The organism is Janthinobacterium sp. GMG1, from assembly GCF_034427795.1.
Lineage (GTDB): Bacteria > Pseudomonadota > Gammaproteobacteria > Burkholderiales > Burkholderiaceae_D > Janthinobacterium.
Map to the genome: position 1 here is coordinate 15,437 of NZ_JAXQNT010000008.1, position 15,115 is coordinate 30,551.

The 15,115-nt window shown below is 66.1% G+C and carries 17 protein-coding genes; all 17 read right to left on the bottom strand.

The annotated features are described in order from the left end of the window. Positions 1–10: 10 nt before the first annotated feature. Positions 11–1,378 carry a CpaF family protein gene (locus SJI03_RS20340; RefSeq protein WP_077407738.1) on the bottom strand — a complete coding sequence of 456 codons (1,368 nt, stop codon included), beginning with the start codon at positions 1,376–1,378 and terminating at the stop codon, positions 11–13. A gap of 64 nt (positions 1,379–1,442) precedes the next feature. Then, the gene (locus SJI03_RS20345) at positions 1,443–2,594 is read right to left on the bottom strand and encodes an AAA family ATPase (protein WP_099379046.1); all 1,152 of its coding nucleotides are present in this window, start codon (positions 2,592–2,594) and stop codon (positions 1,443–1,445) included. A gap of 36 nt (positions 2,595–2,630) precedes the next feature. Beyond that, positions 2,631–3,149 carry a TadE/TadG family type IV pilus assembly protein gene (locus SJI03_RS20350; RefSeq protein ID WP_099379047.1) on the bottom strand — a complete coding sequence of 173 codons (519 nt, stop codon included), beginning with the start codon at positions 3,147–3,149 and terminating at the stop codon, positions 2,631–2,633. Between the two features lie 10 nt (positions 3,150–3,159). Next, positions 3,160–3,627, bottom strand: coding sequence for a TadE/TadG family type IV pilus assembly protein (locus SJI03_RS20355; protein WP_099379048.1), 468 nt, complete (start codon positions 3,625–3,627; stop codon positions 3,160–3,162). Between the two features lie 7 nt (positions 3,628–3,634). Further along, positions 3,635–5,182, bottom strand: coding sequence for a Tad domain-containing protein (locus SJI03_RS20360; RefSeq protein WP_322428362.1), 1,548 nt, complete (start codon positions 5,180–5,182; stop codon positions 3,635–3,637). 45 nt (positions 5,183–5,227) lie between these two features. Further along, positions 5,228–5,515 carry a hypothetical protein gene (locus SJI03_RS20365; protein WP_035821256.1) on the bottom strand — a complete coding sequence of 96 codons (288 nt, stop codon included), beginning with the start codon at positions 5,513–5,515 and terminating at the stop codon, positions 5,228–5,230. Between the two features lie 9 nt (positions 5,516–5,524). After that, the gene (locus SJI03_RS20370) at positions 5,525–7,126 is read right to left on the bottom strand and encodes a type II and III secretion system protein family protein (protein WP_322428363.1); all 1,602 of its coding nucleotides are present in this window, start codon (positions 7,124–7,126) and stop codon (positions 5,525–5,527) included. A gap of 22 nt (positions 7,127–7,148) precedes the next feature. Further along, the gene (gene cpaB / locus SJI03_RS20375) at positions 7,149–7,997 is read right to left on the bottom strand and encodes a Flp pilus assembly protein CpaB (RefSeq protein ID WP_077407723.1); all 849 of its coding nucleotides are present in this window, start codon (positions 7,995–7,997) and stop codon (positions 7,149–7,151) included. Then, a complete protein-coding gene (locus SJI03_RS20380) occupies positions 7,994–9,340 on the bottom strand; it encodes an ATP-binding protein (RefSeq protein ID WP_199534438.1) in 1,347 nt (448 codons plus the stop codon). Before SJI03_RS20380 ends, cpaB begins: the two co-directional genes overlap by 4 nt. A gap of 31 nt (positions 9,341–9,371) precedes the next feature. Beyond that, positions 9,372–9,992, bottom strand: a complete 621-nt coding sequence (locus SJI03_RS20385; RefSeq protein ID WP_322428364.1) for a methyltransferase family protein — start codon at positions 9,990–9,992, stop codon at positions 9,372–9,374. Between the two features lie 40 nt (positions 9,993–10,032). Further along, a complete protein-coding gene (locus SJI03_RS20390) occupies positions 10,033–10,620 on the bottom strand; it encodes an A24 family peptidase (protein WP_322428365.1) in 588 nt (195 codons plus the stop codon). Next, on the bottom strand, positions 10,617–11,687 hold the full coding sequence (locus SJI03_RS20395) for a phosphatase PAP2 family protein (RefSeq protein WP_322428366.1): 1,071 nt from the start codon (positions 11,685–11,687) through the stop codon (positions 10,617–10,619). The genes SJI03_RS20390 and SJI03_RS20395 overlap by 4 nt, the downstream gene beginning before the upstream one ends. Then, on the bottom strand, positions 11,684–11,857 hold the full coding sequence (locus SJI03_RS20400; protein ID WP_081922552.1) for a Flp family type IVb pilin: 174 nt from the start codon (positions 11,855–11,857) through the stop codon (positions 11,684–11,686). Before SJI03_RS20400 ends, SJI03_RS20395 begins: the two co-directional genes overlap by 4 nt. 93 nt (positions 11,858–11,950) lie before the next feature. Continuing rightward, positions 11,951–12,133, bottom strand: a complete 183-nt coding sequence (locus SJI03_RS20405; RefSeq protein WP_035821247.1) for a Flp family type IVb pilin — start codon at positions 12,131–12,133, stop codon at positions 11,951–11,953. A 70-nt stretch (positions 12,134–12,203) separates the two neighbouring features. Continuing rightward, positions 12,204–12,350, bottom strand: a complete 147-nt coding sequence (locus tag SJI03_RS20410) for a hypothetical protein (protein ID WP_158300249.1) — start codon at positions 12,348–12,350, stop codon at positions 12,204–12,206. Positions 12,351–12,604: 254 nt separating this feature from the next. After that, positions 12,605–13,306 carry a response regulator transcription factor gene (locus SJI03_RS20415; protein ID WP_322428367.1) on the bottom strand — a complete coding sequence of 234 codons (702 nt, stop codon included), beginning with the start codon at positions 13,304–13,306 and terminating at the stop codon, positions 12,605–12,607. Next, on the bottom strand, positions 13,303–14,970 hold the full coding sequence (locus SJI03_RS20420) for a sensor histidine kinase (protein WP_322428368.1): 1,668 nt from the start codon (positions 14,968–14,970) through the stop codon (positions 13,303–13,305). The genes SJI03_RS20415 and SJI03_RS20420 overlap by 4 nt, the downstream gene beginning before the upstream one ends. Positions 14,971–15,115 lie beyond the last annotated feature (145 nt).

Genomic DNA, 15,115 nt, shown 5'->3' on the forward strand with positions numbered 1-15,115 from the left:
GATGCTCCCCTTAATGGTACTGGCGGGCGGGATCGAACAGGGTTTCCGGCAGGCTGATGCCGAAGGCGCGCAGGCGTTCCAGGAAATGCGGCCGCACGCCGCTGGCATGGAAATGCCCCTGCACCGTGCCGTCCTCGCCGATGCCCGTCTGGCGGAAGGTGAAGATTTCCTGCATTGTGATCATCTCGCCTTCCATGCCCGTGATTTCCTGGATCGAGATGATCTTGCGCTTGCCGTCCGTCAGGCGCGCCACCTGTACCACCACGCTGATGGCGGAACTGATCTGCTGGCGCATGGCTTTCACGGGCAGGCCTGCCGAGGCCATGCTGATCATGTTTTCCAGCCGCGTCAGCGCGTCGCGCGGGGTGTTCGCGTGGATGGTGGCCATCGAGCCTTCGTGGCCCGTGTTCATGGCGCCCAGCATGTCGAGCGCTTCGGCGCCGCGTACCTCGCCCAGGATGATGCGGTCGGGGCGCATGCGCAGCGCGTTGCGCACCAGCGCCCGCTGCGTCACTTCGCCCTTGCCCTCGATGTTCGCGGGCCGCGTTTCCAGGCGCACCACGTGCGGCTGCTGCATCTGCAGTTCGGCCGCGTCCTCGATGGTGACGATGCGTTCGGCCGTGCTGATGAAGCCGGAAATCGCATTGAGCATGGTGGTCTTGCCGCTGCCCGTGCCGCCCGAGATCAGGATGTTGACCTTGGCCTTGCCCAGCGCCTGCAGGGTGGTGCTCATTTCCTCCGTCAGGCTGTGCTTGAGCATCAGGTCGGCCAGGCGCAGGGGCTGGGCAGAGAAGCGGCGGATCGACATCACGGGGCCGTCGATGGCCAGCGGCGGGATGATGGCGTTGACGCGCGAACCGTCGGGCAGGCGCGCATCGACCATGGGGCTCGATTCGTCGATGCGCCGGCCCACGCGCGAGACGATCTTGTCGATGATCTTCATCAGGTGGGCGTCGTCGGTGAAGCAGACGTCGCTCAGCTCCAGGCGCCCATGGCGCTCGACATACACCTGGCGGTAGGTGTTGACGAGGATATCGGACACGCCGGGATCGGCCAGCAGCGGTTCGAGCGGGCCGAAGCCGAGCACCTCGTCCTGGATGTCGCGGATCAGCGAGCGCCGTTCCAGCTCGTTGATCACCACATTGTCTTCTGTGAGCACGTCGCTGACGAGGATTTTCAGCTCTTCGCGGATCTGCTCGCGCGACAGGCGCTGCATGCCTTCCAGGTCGACGCGGTCGAGCAGTGCCTGGTGGGTGCGGTGCTTGAGTTGCTGGTAGCTGTGGCTGGCTGCGCCCTGGTGCGCGGCATCGTCATTCAGACTGGCGTCATCCTGGGCATAGCCCAGGCGGTCCCGCAGGGTGAGTTTTTCGGCAGTCATGGTCGGTCTCCGGTGAATGTGGGGGATCAGGCGCGCTGTAGGGAATCAAGCGCGCTGTAGCGAATCAAGCGCGCGCCAGCAGCCGCGAAACCCAGCCTTGCGCGGCGGGCGGGGTTTCGCCGGCCAGGCTGGCGGCCAGTTCCTGCAGGGCGCGCGAGACGGGATTGTGCGACGCCAGCTTGAGGATGGGCACGCCCTGGCTGACGGAGGCCGCCACCGCCTCGTAGTGGTTGGGGATGGATTTGTAGACGTGCTTGCCATACGCCGCTTCCAGGTCGGCCACGCGGATGTTGTCGCTGCTGGCATAGCGGTTCAGGATCAGGCGGATCTTGTCTTCGCGGTAGCCGAGGCCGCGGAACACGTCGAGCAGGCGCTTGCCGTCGCGCACATACGGCAAGGTTGCCTGCAGCACGGGGAAGATCAGGTCGGCCCGGTCCAGCGCACGCACGCTGACGGGGTCGAGGCCGCGTCCCACGTCGAGCACGATGTAGTCGTACTGGCTGCGCGCCAGCGTCAGCAGCCGGTCGATATGGTCGGCCTCGACGTCGGCCGCATGGGCGGGATCGTCGGCGGCGGCCAGCACGCTGTAGGCAGGCGTGATCTGGATCATGCTGGCGCTGAGCAGCGAGGCGTCGAGGCGCACGATCTGCTGCGACAGTTGCGACAGGGTGGTTGCCGGCTTGTGATCCGAGACGAACAGGGCGGCATCGCCGAACTGCAGGTTCAGGTCGAACAGCGCCACCTTGCGCTGTTCGCCGGCGGCCAGCGCGTAGCCGAGGTTGGCGGCGATGAAGGTGGCGCCGCTGCCGCCCTTGCACGAGACGAAGGCCAGCACCTGGCCCTTGCGCGTGACTTGCTTGTGCAGTTTTTCCTCGATGCGGCGCAAGGCGGCGCACAGGGCCGCGTCGTCGTCCGGCTGCAGCACTTCGCGCACGCCGGCGCGCATCGAGCGCAGCAGGAATTGCGGGCTTTGCTGCGGACACTGCACGATGATGGCCAGGCTCGGATAGCGCCCGCCCAGCAGTTCCAGCTGTGCCAGCTCCGCCTCGCCCGTCTGTTCCTGCTCCAGCAGCAGCAAGTCCGGCGTGAGGCCGTTGTCGAAGACATCCGGTATGCTCGCCAGCAGCGCGACGCGGTCGGCCGCGCTGCGTTCGCGCAGCAAGCGGGTGAGCCGCTTGAGCTGGACTTCATTTTTCGAGACGATGACGATATTCACGTGGTACTCCCCGGTAAAGGCGTTCGGTAAAGGCGTTCAGTTGATCTGGAAGCCCAGGCTTTCGGCGTGCATGACCACTACCGAGGCGGGCACGGCGATATTGAGAAAACCGAACAGGCTGACCATCGGCGTATAGCTGACGTTGTCGATCGATACGCGCACGCTGTCGATGCAGCTGGCCGTGCGCGTGTTGTCGCCGCAGGCCGACAGGTTGTCGCCCGGGTCCAGCGGCGGCAGGGTCACTTCGGCGCCGCTCTTGTTCAGGTAGCGGATGGTGATGTTGGCGGCCGTCAGTTCCGGCGCGGCCGGCAGGGCCGTGCCGCCGAACAGGGCCAGCGTCTTGATGGCGTCGGTCTGGTCGATCCAGCGCACCACCGCTTCGCGCGCGGCGCGGCGGCTCACTTCCTGCACCGTGTTGTACAGGAACAGCATGCGGCCAAATTCGAGGATACCGAACAGCAGGGTGAAAAACAGCAGCGCTACCAGGGCGAATTCGACGGCGGCGGCGCCGCGCTGGCGGCCAGTGCGGAGGGCAAGTGGAAGGCGGTGGCGCATGGCGTTCTCCTTACAGCATGTAGCGCATGGTGGTGCGCGGCGACAGCGGCGTGGCATAGCTGCTGGCCGCGCCGATCACGAAGGGCAGGTACTGGCCCACCGACAGCGTGTAGTTGACGACTTCGACGCGGATGCCGCCCGGCGCCGTGCCATCGGTGCAGCTGCTGTCGTTGAAGCTCGCGTCCAGGCAAGTCACTGTCACGTTGGCCGTGGTGAAGTCGCTGATGCCGGCGCTGAGGGCCGCATCGACCACCGTCTGCCTGGCCGCCGGCACGCCCTGCGAGGCGATGCCGGCCTTGGCCTTGACGGACATGTTGCGCGCCGCGTCGCGCGTCGCCTTGGTCAGCGCGTCGTAGTACCAGAAGGCGCGGCCGAAGCCGAAGATGCCGGCCAGCAGGGTGACCAGCAGGGCCAGCACGATGCCGAATTCGACGGCGGCGCCGCCGCGCTGGCTGAGAGGGGAAAGGGGGATGCGCATGGCCGCCTCACTTGTAGAGTTTGATTTCGGAATTCGGCACGGGCTCGATCAGGCCCGCGAACTCGACGTCGAGGCGCGCGCCGCCGCTGAAATCGGCCTTCATCGTCATGAAGAATTTGCCGATGCCCACAGCATCCATGGCGCCGCACGAGGCCGGCCCCACGGGTGCCGTGCGGCAGTCGACCAGCACCACGTTGAGGATGCGCCGGTTGTTGCGGCCCGGATGGGCAGCCGAGGGCGCCTGGAACGTGGGGCCGCTGGTCTGGTTGTACGGCGAAGGCGGCGTACTGGCAGGAAAGCTTGCGCCGGGGCTGACGGGGTAGCTGGCCGTGTCGAAGTAGGTCGCCTTGGCCGTGCTGTACATGGGGTTGGCATTGGCGTCCGCGACGCTATACGCCGTGCCGGCCTTGGCCGGGGTGGCGCCGTTGCTTTGGTAGGCAGGGCCGTAGGACCACAGCACGCCATAGCCGGCGAACTGCGCCTGGGCCGCCGTCACGGGCGTCGTGAAGGTCGGCGGCAGGCGGTAGTTCGGCTTGCTGCCGGACAGGCTGACCGATTGCTGGCTGGGCAGGGTGCTGGCGCCCGGTTCCATCCAGCCGGTGGGCGGCGAGTTGGCGGCGCTGGCGACGCAGGGCGATGAGCCGCCCTTGCAGGGATATTCCTTGATGTTGGTATCGGGGGGCGCCGTAGCGGGGTCGCACACGGATGGCCCGCTGTAATCGTCGAAGCGCGAATTGAGGGCCGCTGCGATCTTGCCGGCGCTCAAACCCGTGTTCGTGTAGACCTTGCCCGAGCCGCTGCTGACGACGGCGCTGCTGCCCGTGCACATGAACGGCGCTGTGGAATTGGCGCTGGCATGCGATGCGTCGCAGGCGCCAGGGGGCGCGTCGACAGGGTTGATCAGGTAGGGATCGGACGGGCCGCCCAGGGGATTGAGACCGAACAGGTTGTAGGTGACGCCGCGGCGGAAACCGAATTCCAGCAGTTCCGTCAGACCCGTGCCGGCCGGCGCGGCCGGATACGTGTATTGCGCCGTCTTGTTGGCCGGATCGACGGCGCACACGCCGATCGGCGTGACGTCGTTGACGAAGCGGCCCGCCACCGCCACGCCCGAGGTGCTGGTGCTGGCGATGCCGGCGATGCCCATCAGGTAGGTGGCGAAAGTCTTGCTGCCCGTGTCGACGCGGATGAAGGTCTGGCCCTGGGGACTGGTGCGGGCGCTGGCGCCGGACGACCAGGGGCCATCCGGGCTGGGGCCGAAGCTGATGTTGGCGGCCGTCAGCGTCAGCGTGGTGGAAAAATCGTAGCGGTTCTTTTGCGCGATGGAGATGGCCTTGGCCTGCGCATTGTCGATGCCGGTGGCGCTTTGATTGAGTTCCACGGCGCCTGCCAGCGCCGAGCTGTCGGCGCCGTTCTGCAGCTCCGTCTTGGCGATGTACAGGTGGCCCAGGTCCAGCACCAGACCGCCCATGGCAAACAGCACCACCAGGGTCAGCCCCAGCACGATGGCGATCGCGCCCTGCTGCTTGTCGTGCCTGCGAAATGCGGTGTTCATGGCTGTCTCCTGGTGGCCTGGGGGGGGGTATCGCGGGACTGGCGCCTACTGGCGTCCGCCCACGCCGATGGTGAAGACATTCGGTTGCGGTTCCGGCGCCGCGAACGATTTCTGGTAGCGCTGGTAGGCGCTGGCGCCGGCCTTGCCGTCGATGCCGCTGACGGGGTTGGCATTGCGGTAGGCGTCCGGGTACATGATCTGCTGGGCCTTGAGCAGGGCCACCGATTCGCCGAAGTGCGAATCGAGCACGGGCGTGGTGGTGGCGGTGCAGCCGGCCAGCAGCGACAGCAAAGACAACAGGGCGGCGCAAGGCAGGCGATGTGCGGTTTTCATGGTGTTCTCCTATTTGAGGTCGAAGCCGGCGGCAGGCTGGGGCGCGGCCGCTTGCGGCGGCATGGGGGCCGCTGGTGCTGGTTCCTGTGCCGCTGCGGGCGCCGGCGCGCTGCCCTCCATTTTTCCCTGCATGAACATGTCGCCGCGCGTCGGCTGGATGTAGCCGTCGGTGGGCAGCTTGTAGTCGGGCGGCAGCGGCTTGACCAGGTGCGGCGTGATGATGAAGACCAGTTCCGAGCGGTCCGTCTGGAAGTCCGTGCTGCGGAACAGGGCGCCCAGCACGGGCACTTCGCCCAGGCCTGGCAGGGCCTTGATATTGCTGGTCACGTTGTTCTTGATCAAGCCGCCGATGGCGAAGCTCTGGCCGTCGAACAGCTGCACCGTGGTGGTGGCGCGCCGCGTCGTAAACGAAGGCAGAACGGCCGTGGCCGAGATGCCGGTGGCGGTGATGCCGATGCCGTCCTTGTTCAGGTCCGACACTTCCGGCGCCACCTTCAGGTTGATGCGTCCCCCTTCGAGCACTGTGGGCGTGAATTTCACGGCCACGCCGAACTCCTTCTCTTCCAGCGTGATGGTGGGCACGCCGCCATTGTTGGTCTGGCTGACGGGGATGAAGATCTTGCCGCCGGCCAGGAAGCTCGCCTCCTGGCCGCTGATGGCCATGATGTTCGGTTCGGCCAGCACCTTGATCAGGCCATCGCGTTTTTGCGCGTCGAGGTTGAAGAAGTTGTTCTTGCTGGCGCCGCTCAAGCCGCTGGGATTGTTGCTGAGCAGGCTCGACAGCAGCGAATATGACCAGCTGCCGATGGTCTTGTTGATGCCCAGGCTGGCGCCCAGCTGGTCGACCAGCACCTTCGACACTTCGGCCACCTTCACTTCCAGCATCACCTGTTGCGGCGCGGCGATCGACAGCAGGTTGATCACGCGCGGCGTGCCCGCATCGGGCGCCGCTGCTGGAGCGGCGGCGCCCGCGGCTGGCGCGGCGCCCGAGGAGGCACCGCCGCTGCGGCTGCTGCGCTGCACATAGGCGTTGGCCAGCGACAGGGCCTGGTCGGCCTTGACGACATCGCTGACCATGCCCGACAGGATCAGGGTGTCGCCCGCTACCGTGACGTGGATCTTTTCGTTCGGCAGCAGCTCGGCCATGCGTGCCTGCAGGCTGCTGCTGTCGATGCCGACGGCCAGGTCGATGATGGTGGCGTCATTGCTCTTGTTCCACAGGATCAGGTTGGTGGTGCCGACGGAGCGCCCCAGCAGGTACACCTCGTTGGGGTTGAGCAGGATGACGTCGGCGATGCGCGGATCGCCGACGGACATGCGGCTGGCGGCGAACGGCAGGCGCATCAGGGTCGACTTGCCTTCGGCCAGGCTCATTTGCGGCGCCATCTCGGTGCGGCCGGCGCGCGATTCGCTTTGCGGCGGCGTGGACTTGGGACGGACGGCTGCCCGGCTGCTCCTGGCGGTGCCCGCTTCGGCGGCAACGGCGGTGGCGGTGGCGGCCGTGGCGGCGACTGGCTCGGCATGCGCCCGGGGCGCCAGGGCGCCGATGGCGGCGATGGCAAGCGCCAGGTGCAGGCCCCGGATGCCGCTTGCTGTGCGATATGTACTCATGGCTAGGCTCCTCTGGTGCAGGTTAGAATTGTTGGGAGCTGCGTTCCAGCCCCTTGATGACATCGACGCGGGGACCGGCCTGTGGCGCAGCTGCGGCTGCAGGACGGCGGCGGGGGAGCGGCTTGGCTTGCACCATGGCGGCGGGGGCTGCCATGGCGACTTTTTCATCGAGCAAACTGGACTTGGTGGCGCCTTCCGTGTTGACGGGCTTGTCCTCGACCTGGTTGCGCAGCACCAGCGACAGGGTGCCCACGCTGCGCGCCAGGTCGAGTTTTTCCGCCTGCTCCGGCGTCAGCTCCAGGGTCACGGCGTTGACCACCTTGGGTTTGGTGTCGTCGCGGCTCGATTCCTGGGCGATGGCCAGCACGAGGATGCGTTCGAGCACGATCTTGGAAATATTCGGATCGCGGTCCGGCGTCTTGCGCGCCCCTTCGCCCTGGGTGTTGACGAGGATGTCGACGAAGTTGCCGGGCAGGGCGAAGCCGGCCACGCCCACCACATCGTTGACGCGCACGGTCATGGCACGCTTGCCCTCGGCGACGACGGCCGACAGGCCGCCTTGCGTGCCGGGAGGCGCCAGCTTGCCTTCCATGATCGGTTCGCCGTGCTGGATGCTGGTGCGCGTGACGCGCGTTTCCAGCAGTTTCGGATCGTTGATGGCTCCTGGCGGCAGTGCGTTCGATGGCCAGTCCACCATGCGCACCATGTCGGGCGTGAGGCGCGCCCCCAGGCTGATGTCGACCTGGGCCACGGCCACCTTGTTGATGTTGCCCGAGGCTTGGGCATTGATCCAGCGCGCGGCCACGATGACCGCGGCGAACGCCAGGATGACCGCAATGGCCATCATCGTCAGTGCGCGTGCGTTTCTCATTTTGCTTCCCCTTTGTGCTGGACCGCTGCCGGTCCGTTATGTGTGCTTGCAAGGTCGTCATCGCTGCCGAAATAGTTTTTCCATGCCCACAGCAGCACTTCCGGATTCAGTTGCGCCGCGTGGTCTTCATAGCGCGCCTGGTCGCACACCTGCGCCAGGATGTCGCGCGGATAGCAGGCCAGCAAGGGCCGCTGGTGCTGGTTGTGCAGGTGCAGCAGGTAGGTGTAGGAGGCTTCGTCGAAGTTGATGCCCAGCTGGGCGCAGGTGCTGCGGAACACGGCCAGGTAGTGGTAGGCGCTCAGGGGGCCCACGTGGATCTTGTAGCCGATGCGGCGCAGGAAGGAGTCGTCGGCCAGGTGCTGCGGCGCCAGGTTCGACGAGAACACGACGATGACGTCGAAGGGCACGGGGAATTTGTAGCCCGTGTGCAGCGACAGATAATCGATGTGGCGCGCCATCGGCACGATCCAGCGGTTCATCAGCTCCACGGGCGAGCAGCGCTGGCGCCCCAGGTCGTCGATGATGAAGATGCCGTTGTTGGCCTTCAGGTGCGGCGGCGCCTGGTACAAGCGGGTGCCCTGGTCGAATTGCAGGTCCAGCATGTCGAGTGTCAGCTCGCCGCCCGTCAGCACCGCAGGGCGCTCGGCGCGCACCCAGCGCGGGTCGGATGGCACGGCGCCGCCGCGCGACAGGGTGTGCAGCATGGGGTCGAGGAAGGGCAGCACTTCGCCGTCGACCATCACGGCATGAGGCAGGGCGATGGCGCCGCTGAGCAGGCCGTTCAGGCGTTCGGCCAGGTAGCTCTTGCCGCTGCCGGCGGGGCCGTGGAAGAACAGGGCACGCCCGGAATTCATGGCCGCGCCCAGCTGGTCGAGCACGGCCGAACTGGCCACCACGTCGCGGAACTGGCGCTGCACGTCGTCGCGCGTGACCTGCATGTCGGCCACGCTTTGCGCCAGCACCTGGTTGCTGTAGTCGGCCAGGGTGACGGGGGCGGGACCGCTGTAGGCATTGCGGCGCATGTATTCGGCGGCGCGCAGGCGGCCCTGGTCGCCCAGCAGGTAATACAGGTCGGCGTCGGTGCCATTGCCGCCGTTGCGGCGCGCTTCGCACAGTTTTTCGGCGCGCATGAAGGTGAGCAGCGGTTCGAGCACGCCGGCGCCCAGTTTCACGTGCGTCGACAGGGCGGGCAGGCCGATCTGGCCGCGCAGGAAGAGTATCTTGACCAGCAGTTCGACCAGGAACAGGAAGGGCAATCCCGTTTCCTCGACCGTGCGTGGCGCGCGCCGGGCCGCCGGCTCGATGCCGCCGCCGTCGCTGCGTTCTGGATAAGTGTCAGGCATTCTGGATACTCCTCGCTTGGGTGGCCGGTGATCAGAAAATGAAGGGCAGCAGGCGGTACTTCACCTGGCGCATGTAGACGCGATAGCGCACGTCGGTGGACAGAAAGCGTTCTTCGCGCAGCAAACGCGCCACCAGCATCAGCATGGCCAGCACGTACACGGCGCCATTCGCGGGCGAGGTATTGGCCAGCAGGTAGCCGCTCAGGGAAATCAGGTAGCTGGCATACAGCGGATGGCGCACCACGCGGTAGGCACCGCCCGTCTTGATCTCGCGCTGCGCCGCCACCAGGCCGAAGCTGCAGTTCAGCGACAGCAGGCCGGCGATCTGCAGCAGGCTGCCGACGGCCAGCAGGTAGCGCGCGCCGGGCCAGATGGCCATGTCGGAGGGCGACAGCAGGAAGGGCGCGAAGGTGGCGCCGATGGCCAGCAGCCAGTCGCCCGCATCGGTGGAGACGCTGACGGGGGCCGAGCGCACGACGAAGAACAGGGCAGCCAGGGTTTCGGCGGCGCAGAACAGCAAATAGCTCCAGTCGCCGCCGTGCAGGTAGCCCACCACGTGGGCACTGGCGAAGAACGTCCACAGGCAAGCCATGGCGATGCTGGTGAACAGGCTGGCGTGGCGCGAGTGGCAGAGGGTGGCGAGGGTGTGCATGGTCGGATCCTGTGGTGGCTGGTCGTCGGAGCGGCGCGTTTCAGCGCAGGCTCCACAGATGGTTGTATTGCAGGAACACCTGCAGCGCGGTGCCGCTGGCAATGGCGAAGGCGTAGGCCAGCTTGCCTGTGGCTGGCGGCGGTTCGGCGATCGTGGCGGCACCGCCGGCAAGGCTGTGCAGCAGCGCACCCAGCATCATGTGGTAGGTGTTGCGCAGCACCAGGCGCAGGCGGCGGCCTGCCAGCGCGGCGGCCAGGGCCAGCACGCCGCCGCACAGGAAGGTCAGCAGGGCCGCTTCCAGCACCGCATCGGGACCGAGGAAGGCGCCGCACATGGCCATCAATTTGACGTCGCCGGCGCCCAGGGCGCGCAGTAGGTACATGGGCAGCAGCAGGGCCAGTCCGGCAGCGGCGCCGGCCAGTGCCTGCAGCAGTCCCAGGCCGCCGAAGGCGGCGTCGAACAGGCCGGCGCCGGACGGCACGAAGCTGTTCAGGATCAGTCCCGCCAAGGTGCCCCACAGCACCAGCAGGTTGGGGATGCGGCGCGTGCGCAGGTCGTGCCACAGCGCGGCAGCGAGCAGGGTGCCCAGCACGGCCAGGCACAGCAGCATGGGCAGGCTGGCGCTCATGATGTCAGTCCTCCCTTGCTCATGCAGGGCGCCGTGGCCATGTGCATGTTGGGGGCTGCGGCCTGGCTGCCCAGCAGCCGTCCCACCAGCTGCCACACCAGCGCCGCGCCGGCCGCACCCACATAACCGTCGAGCGCATAGTGCCAGCCCAGGTGGATGGAGCCAAGCAGGATCAGCACGGCGAAGGCGGACAGGGCGAACCCGGCGGCGCGGCTGACTTTCCAGCCCATGATCGCCATCAGCACGGCCGTGGCCACATGCATGCTGGGCATGGCGGAGATGCCCAGTTCGCCGTTCGTGCCCTTGCTTTGATAGCCTTGCCACAGCATGTCCTGCACTTGCAGGGCCCAGACAGGGACGTGCTGGTTGGCGTCATGCAGGTAGGCCATCAGCGGCGCATACGGGTCGCTGGCGTGCAGGTGGCCGTAGTAGCAGGGGCCGACCGAGGCAAACAGCACGGCCAGTATGCTGCCCAGGGCGATCCAGGTCAGCGCAAAGCTGAGCAGGAACTGCATGCGCAGCAGCGGGCGGCGCGTGTCGAGGATGAGCCAGTACAGGATGGCGTAGAACAGGAAGAACCAGAAGTGGTAGCTGAAGTTGAGCAGGCCCGTGACGAGCGGGTGGCCCAGCAGCGGCTGCAGCCTTTCCCATGGGGCCTTGCCGCCATGCAGCGCGATGTCCCAGGCGGACAGGCTGGCATCCCAGGTGTACGGATGCAGGCGGGGGATGGCGGCCTTGAAGACGGTGAAGCTGGAGGCGAAGACGGGGATCAGCAGCATGGCCGGCAGCGCGTGCAGCAGGCGCTCGTTGCTCAGGTAGCTGCGCAGATCGTGGTACAGATAGTGGCACAGGCGGTGCGGGCGTTTCACCACCATGACGTGGATGGTGTAGCCGCACAGGATGAAGACGGGACCCGTGAGGATGGCCACGAGGAAGCCGGCCAGCACGTTGAGGGTATCCGAGGCGCTGGGCAGGCCGCCGGCCAGCAGTGCCGCCGCGGCGGCATACAGCAGCACGATCAGCAGCAGGGCGCGGTGGGTGCGCAGCGAGGCGCGCAGGGTATTCATGACAGGGCCAGGACCACTTGGTCCTTGACGTAGACAAACAGCAGCCGGACCTGGTCACCGAGCAGGGTGATCGTGATCACCAGCACTGCCGCGATCAGGCTCGCCAGCAGCGCGTACTCGATCGCCGTGACGGCGGACTCGTCGGATAAACGGCTGAAGAGAGATTTCACGATGGGCCTCTGATAGGTGAGCAGGAGAAATGAGCCTGTGGCGTTGACCTGGCGGTAACCGGACTGGCGACGTGCCAGCCCGGAGTACCGTGTTCAGGCGGCAGCGGTGTTGGCGGAGGTGAGCTTGGTGCCGATGGTGCTGAAGGTTTTTTTCAGCTGCGTGCCGACGATGGTGACGGCAGCGATGATCACGACGGCAATCAGGGCGGCGATCAGGCCGTATTCGATTGCGGTGACGCCATCTTCTTCGCGGATAAAGTTTTTGATGAGGTTCATGACAACTCCTGGTGGTGGTTAAGGTACAGCGGTGGGTAAAACGGCATGGCAGCGTTGCTTCCTGGCGTACTCATGGGCTCTCGCCCAGTGCCAGCAGTCCGATGATGCAGACCACCGCCATGAGGGCCGCCACCAGGGCATAGCGGTAGAACGCAGCCTTTTCCTTGCCCTGCAAATAGGTGATCAGGGCTGTCGGAAGAAACTTGTCAAAGCGCATGCTGTGCTCCGTGTTGTGGTGGGCCGCGCGGTGATTTGCACTCCGGTAAATCCACTATAGAAGTCGGCACCTTGATCTACATCAGAAGAACATCCTTTTATTGCGGGGAGGAACTGCTTGTTTTTTTCGTGACAATTGTCATGCTTGAGTTTGGCGCGCGCAGGGGCGCGGCGAGGCCGCGCCGGTGGCGGGCGAAGGGGGCGGCGGGGAGGAAGGGCGCGGCCGTGCGGTGGCCGTGCAGGGGGATGGCGGCGTCAGGCGCCGGGCGGCAATTGGCCCAGCTGGTGCTTGGTGGCGTAGGCGTACAGTTCCAGGCGGTTGTACACGCCCAGCTTGCGGTAGATCGACGTCAGGTGATTGCGCAAGGTGTGTTCGGAGATAAACAGCTGGTCGGCCAGCAGCTTGGCCGGCGTGCCGCTGCCGTGCACCAGCGCGGCGATGATCTTTCTTTCCTTGAGGGTCAGGCTGGCGACGGCGATGGCTTGCGCCGAGCCGCCGCCGGGCTGGGTCAGCTGCGTCAGCATGCGTCCCAGCATCGCGTGTTCCAGCCACAGTTCGCCCTGGTAGACCTTTTCGATGGCCTTCAGGACCATCTCCGCCGGCGCATCCTTGCTGACGATGCCGCGCGCGCCTTTCAGTACCGTCTGGTCCAGGATGGCCTGGTCGTGGCTGGCCGTCAGCACCAGCACGCGCGTGCCGCCGCACTGCGCCAGCGCGGGCAGGATGGCCAGCGAGCTGATGCCGCCCAGGTCCAGGTCCAGCACGATCACATCCGGTTGCAGTGCCTTCGCCTGCTCCAGCGCCTCGGCGCTGTCGGACGCCGTGGCGACCACGCGCATGCCCGAGTGCTCGCCGCCGATCAGCCGCTCCAGGCCCCACAGCATGGTCTTGTGATCGTCCACCAGCATGACGCTGATGACATGTCCGGCCGGTGGCATGTGGCGTAAGTCATTCATATGGGGATCTCGATCTGTACGGAGGTGTTGCCCAGCATGCCATGTGTGACGCGGGCGGTGCCGCCGAGGGCGGCGGCGCGCTCGGCCAGCGAGTCGGGCAGGAAGTCGGGGACGTGCGCGGCGGCGCATTCGTTGTCGATGCTGATGTGCAGCGCGCCCTGCACGCAGGTCAGCTTGACGGCGCCATGGCGTGCCGACGTATGCTTGCGGATATTGCTCATGCCTTCGTTGACGATCTGGAACACCTCGGCCGCCAGGCGGTCGTTGATGTGCAGGTCGCCTTCGATGTGCAGGGCGATGTCGATGCCATAGAACTCGCGGATCTGCGTGGCCTGGCGGCGCAGCGCGACCAGCAGTTCCGGCTCGCTTTGCACCTGGCCGTTCTTGAACGTGCGCGCATAGCTGCGCAGGTCGGTGATCACCTGGCCCGACATGATGATCAGTTTTTCCAGCTCGGGCAGCAGCGGGTTGCCCGGCGTGGCTTCGTTGCGCAGGGCGGCCAGGCCATGGCGCAGGCCGATATATGGCTGCACCGCCGTGTCATGCAGGTCGCGCGCGATCTTTTCGCGCTCGCGCGAGGCCGCCTGCGACGCCAGGCGGTCGAGCAGGTCGATGTTTTCAATGACGGGAAACGCCTGCGCGCCTATATGGCTGAGAAACAGGGCGTCCGTCTTGCTCATGCTGGTGGCGGACACGATGAAGATGCGGCCTTTGCCATTGCGCAAGGGCAGCGGCGCGCTGATGAATGCGTGTGCCTCGAGCAGTTCGGCCAGGCGGGCGCCTGCCGCGTCGTCATGCCGCAGCCAGCGCCCGCTGTCGGGTTCGAGCATGCGCGCGCCGCCGATCCACGGCAGCCAGCGCCCGGCGGGCTGGTTGTACAGGGCGATCTTGTCATAGGGGAAAGCGAGCAGGGGGCTGGCCGCGTCGTCGCTGAGGAGCGAACTCGTATGCACGACGCCCGTGCCCGTATGAATCACGCTGCGCAGCGACCAGACCCGCGTGCCCTTGTCCTGCATGATCAGCAGGCAACTGCGGCCGTTGAAATAACTGCGGGTCTTTTCCAGCACCGAGGTGATGGTCTGGTCGACGCCGAAGCGGGGATTGGACAGCTGGCTGACATCGCGCAGCAGCGCCAGGTGGCTGCGCTGGGTGATGGCCGAGCCGCCCCAATAGGCGATCATGTAGCCGAGCGCCAGCAGGAAGGTGGTGCGCAGCAGCAGGCGCGACAGTTCCGCATCCGTTTCGCCGAACAGGGCGGTGGCGGCAAACAGGCCGGCCGAGGCCAGGGTGACGCGCGCGCCTTCCTCGAAGCCCCGCTGGAACGACGAGGTGAGGATGGCAAAGAAAAAAAACAGGAAGAATAAATTGTTGTGGCTGCTGGTGGAAAACACGATCAGCGCATACCAGGCCACGTCCAGCCAGTACAGCAGTATATCTTCCGGCAAGCTAAGGCCCAGGACGGCCAGCACATACAGCAGCAGGCTGTGCATGGTGTAGGCGGAAAAGATCAGCCAGGTGATCTTGGTCAGCTTGCCGGCGCTTTCGGGGTCGATGAACAGGGTCAGCAAGGTGGCGCTCGACAGCAGCAGGCGCATGCCGTTCACCATGGTCGTATCCATGCCGGCGCCCGGCAAGCCGGATCTGAGGGGAGGATCGAGATTCACAAGCGCTCCTGGCCATGTCCCGCATGGGTGGGCCATGCGCAGGGATAGATACCACAGATAAATTCTTGTTGTTGTTGCTGCAATCAGTAACGAGTCTACGCACACGCCGTAAAGATGTCTACAGGAATCCTTTGCCTTGTGTTGC

What these genes read in the sequence shown, in the direction of transcription:
- cpaB (WP_077407723.1), bottom strand. Translation starts at nt 7,997, where the DNA reads ATGAGAAACGCACGCGCACTGACGATGATGGCCATTGCGGTCATCCTG.
- SJI03_RS20340 (WP_077407738.1), bottom strand. Translation starts at nt 1,378, where the DNA reads ATGACTGCCGAAAAACTCACCCTGCGGGACCGCCTGGGCTATGCCCAG.
- SJI03_RS20380 (WP_199534438.1), bottom strand. Translation starts at nt 9,340, where the DNA reads ATGCCTGACACTTATCCAGAACGCAGCGACGGCGGCGGCATCGAGCCG.
- SJI03_RS20395 (WP_322428366.1), bottom strand. Translation starts at nt 11,687, where the DNA reads ATGAATACCCTGCGCGCCTCGCTGCGCACCCACCGCGCCCTGCTGCTG.
- SJI03_RS20385 (WP_322428364.1), bottom strand. Translation starts at nt 9,992, where the DNA reads ATGCACACCCTCGCCACCCTCTGCCACTCGCGCCACGCCAGCCTGTTC.
- SJI03_RS20355 (WP_099379048.1), bottom strand. Translation starts at nt 3,627, where the DNA reads ATGCGCATCCCCCTTTCCCCTCTCAGCCAGCGCGGCGGCGCCGCCGTC.
- SJI03_RS20405 (WP_035821247.1), bottom strand. Translation starts at nt 12,133, where the DNA reads ATGAACCTCATCAAAAACTTTATCCGCGAAGAAGATGGCGTCACCGCA.
- SJI03_RS20415 (WP_322428367.1), bottom strand. Translation starts at nt 13,306, where the DNA reads ATGAATGACTTACGCCACATGCCACCGGCCGGACATGTCATCAGCGTC.
- SJI03_RS20350 (WP_099379047.1), bottom strand. Translation starts at nt 3,149, where the DNA reads ATGCGCCACCGCCTTCCACTTGCCCTCCGCACTGGCCGCCAGCGCGGC.
- SJI03_RS20365 (WP_035821256.1), bottom strand. Translation starts at nt 5,515, where the DNA reads ATGAAAACCGCACATCGCCTGCCTTGCGCCGCCCTGTTGTCTTTGCTG.
- SJI03_RS20410 (WP_158300249.1), bottom strand. Translation starts at nt 12,350, where the DNA reads ATGCGCTTTGACAAGTTTCTTCCGACAGCCCTGATCACCTATTTGCAG.
- SJI03_RS20370 (WP_322428363.1), bottom strand. Translation starts at nt 7,126, where the DNA reads ATGAGTACATATCGCACAGCAAGCGGCATCCGGGGCCTGCACCTGGCG.
- SJI03_RS20360 (WP_322428362.1), bottom strand. Translation starts at nt 5,182, where the DNA reads ATGAACACCGCATTTCGCAGGCACGACAAGCAGCAGGGCGCGATCGCC.
- SJI03_RS20390 (WP_322428365.1), bottom strand. Translation starts at nt 10,620, where the DNA reads ATGAGCGCCAGCCTGCCCATGCTGCTGTGCCTGGCCGTGCTGGGCACC.